Source organism: Acidisphaera rubrifaciens HS-AP3 (assembly GCF_000964365.1).
GTDB classification, from domain to species: Bacteria; Pseudomonadota; Alphaproteobacteria; order Acetobacterales; family Acetobacteraceae; genus Acidisphaera; species Acidisphaera rubrifaciens.
This window is the reverse complement of sequence record NZ_BANB01000252.1, coordinates 1-2204: the sequence shown is the minus strand read 5'-3', so window position 1 is coordinate 2204 and position 2204 is coordinate 1. Positions and strand designations below refer to the sequence as shown.

Genomic DNA, 2204 nt, shown 5'->3' with positions numbered 1-2204 from the left:
GGCTCGCCGGCGATCCGCGCACCGCGCGCCCCGTCCCCGACATCGCCGCGCTGATGCGCGCGCCGCGCCTCGCGGACGCGCCCGGCTTCATGGGCTTCGCCGGCTAGCCCGGCAGCGGCCCGGCGGTGAAGGCGTTGTAGGTAACCAGGGTATAGGTGTCGCGCACGCCCGGGATGGTCTGCACCTGCTCCGTCACGAAGCGGCCGATATCCGTGGACGGGTCGAGATAGAACTTGGCCAGGAGGTCGAACGCCCCGGACGTCGAGTACAGCTCCGACAGCTGTTCGATGCGGTCGGCGGCCTCGCGCGCGACGCGGTAGGCCTGACCCAGTTCGCACTTGATCTGGACGAAGATGGCTCGCATGGCCCGCGCAGTCTGGCACCCTGGGCCACGCAGGCATAGACCGGCATGCGCGCCGGCGCCGATGCCGGGGGCGGCCGACAACGGAGGGACGCATGGACGGCGGCGGGACGGCTAAGGCGAAGCGGGGCAAGGCCGCCACGCCGGCGGCGGAGCCGTCGGCGGTGCCGCGTCTGCCGGTCACCACGCCCGGCCCGCGGCGCGGCGGTCGCGTGCTGGCCGATGCGCTGGTGGCACAGGGCATCGAGATGGTCTTCGCGGTACCGGGCGAGAGCTATCTCGACGTGCTCGACGGGCTGCATGCGGTGCAGGATCGGCTGCGCCTGATCACCTGCCGGTTCGAGGCCGGCGCCGTGAACATGGCGGAGGCCTATGCCAAGCTGACAGGGCGCCCGGCGGCGGCCATGGTCACGCGCGGTCCCGGCGCCTGTCACGGCGCGGTCGGCGTCCACACCGCGATGCAGGACAGCACGCCGCTGCTGCTGTTCGTGGGCCAGATCCCGTTCGCCGAGACCGACCGCGAGAGCTTCCAGGAAGTCGATTACCGGCGGATGTTCGGCCCGCTCGCCAAGTGGGTCACGCAGATCGATCAGGCGGACCGCATCCCGGAAATCGTGGCGCACGCCGTCGATGTCGCCACCTCCGGCCGACCCGGGCCGGTGGTGATCGCGCTGTCGGAGGAGATGCAGCGCCACGTGGTGGACGTGCCCGATCTCGGCCCCGCGCCGGTGAGCGGCGCCTATCCCGACCCGTCGGCGATGCGCCGGCTGCAGGACCTGCTCGGCGCGGCGCAACGTCCGCTCGCCATCGTCGGCGGCAGCATCTGGAACGAGGAAGGGCGCGCGGCGCTGCGCACCTTCCTGCTCGGCAACAACATGCCGGTGTGCGTCGGCTTCCGGCGGCAGGCGCTCTATGACAACAGTGCTGCGAACTATGCCGGCGATCTCGGCGTCGGGGCCGACCCGGCGCTGCTGGCGCGGGTGCGCGAGGCCGACCTGATCCTCGCGATCGGCACCCGCCTGCCGGAGTCGGTGACGCAGGGCTACACGCTGTTCGACCGCGCGGGCACGACCCCGATCGTGCATGTGCATCCCGATCCGGCGGAGATCGGCCGCGTCTTCCGCCCCGCCCTCGGCATCGTCGCGGACCCGAGCGCGTTTGCCATCGCCGCCGCTGCGATGGAGCCGCTCGCAGCGCCCTGGGCGGAGTGGACGCGCGCCCTGCGCGCGGTGCGCGAGGCGGCGCAGGTCGTGCCGGCCTATGCCGGGCCGCTCAATCTCGGCGAGGCGATGCGCGAGCTGGGCGCGCTGCTGCCGCCCGATGCGATCGTCACCACCGATGCCGGCAACTTCGCGCCCTGGGCGCCACGCTTCATCGATTTCACCGAGGGGCAGCGCTATATCGGCCCGACCAACGGCGCGATGGGCTATGGCGTGCCGGCGGCGATCGCGGCCAGCCTCGCCTTTCCCGCCCGCATGGCCGTATGCCTCGTCGGCGACGGCGGCTTCCTGATGACGGGGCAGGAGATCGCGACCGCCTTCCACCACGGCGCGACACCGATCGTGATCGTTTTCAACAACGGCATGTACGGCACGATCCGCATGCATCAGGAGCGCGAATATCCCGGCCACGTCGTCGGCACCGACCTGACCAATCCGGATTTCGCGCGCCTGATCGAGGCGTTCGGCGGCCATGGCGAGGTCGTCGAGACCACCGCCGCGTTCGCCCCCGCCTTCCGCCGCGCGGCCGCCGCCGGCCGACCGGCGCTGATCGAGTTGCGCACCAACCCCGACCAGATCACCTCGCGCACCACGATCACCGCCTTGCGCGCCGCCGCCGGCGC

2 protein-coding genes are annotated in these 2204 nt (G+C 72.1%); one reads left to right on the top strand and one right to left on the bottom strand.

Annotated elements, in window-relative coordinates:
* Positions 1-103 precede the first annotated feature (103 nt).
* The gene (locus B8460_RS08610) at positions 104-364 is read right to left on the bottom strand and encodes an Lrp/AsnC ligand binding domain-containing protein (RefSeq protein ID WP_048861181.1); all 261 of its coding nucleotides are present in this window, start codon (positions 362-364) and stop codon (positions 104-106) included.
* Positions 365-456: 92 nt separating this feature from the next.
* Between B8460_RS08610 and B8460_RS08605 the strand changes: the two genes are divergently transcribed.
* Positions 457-2204 (top strand): thiamine pyrophosphate-dependent enzyme (locus B8460_RS08605; protein WP_148360465.1); only part of this gene is annotated, 1748 nt, incomplete at its 3' end.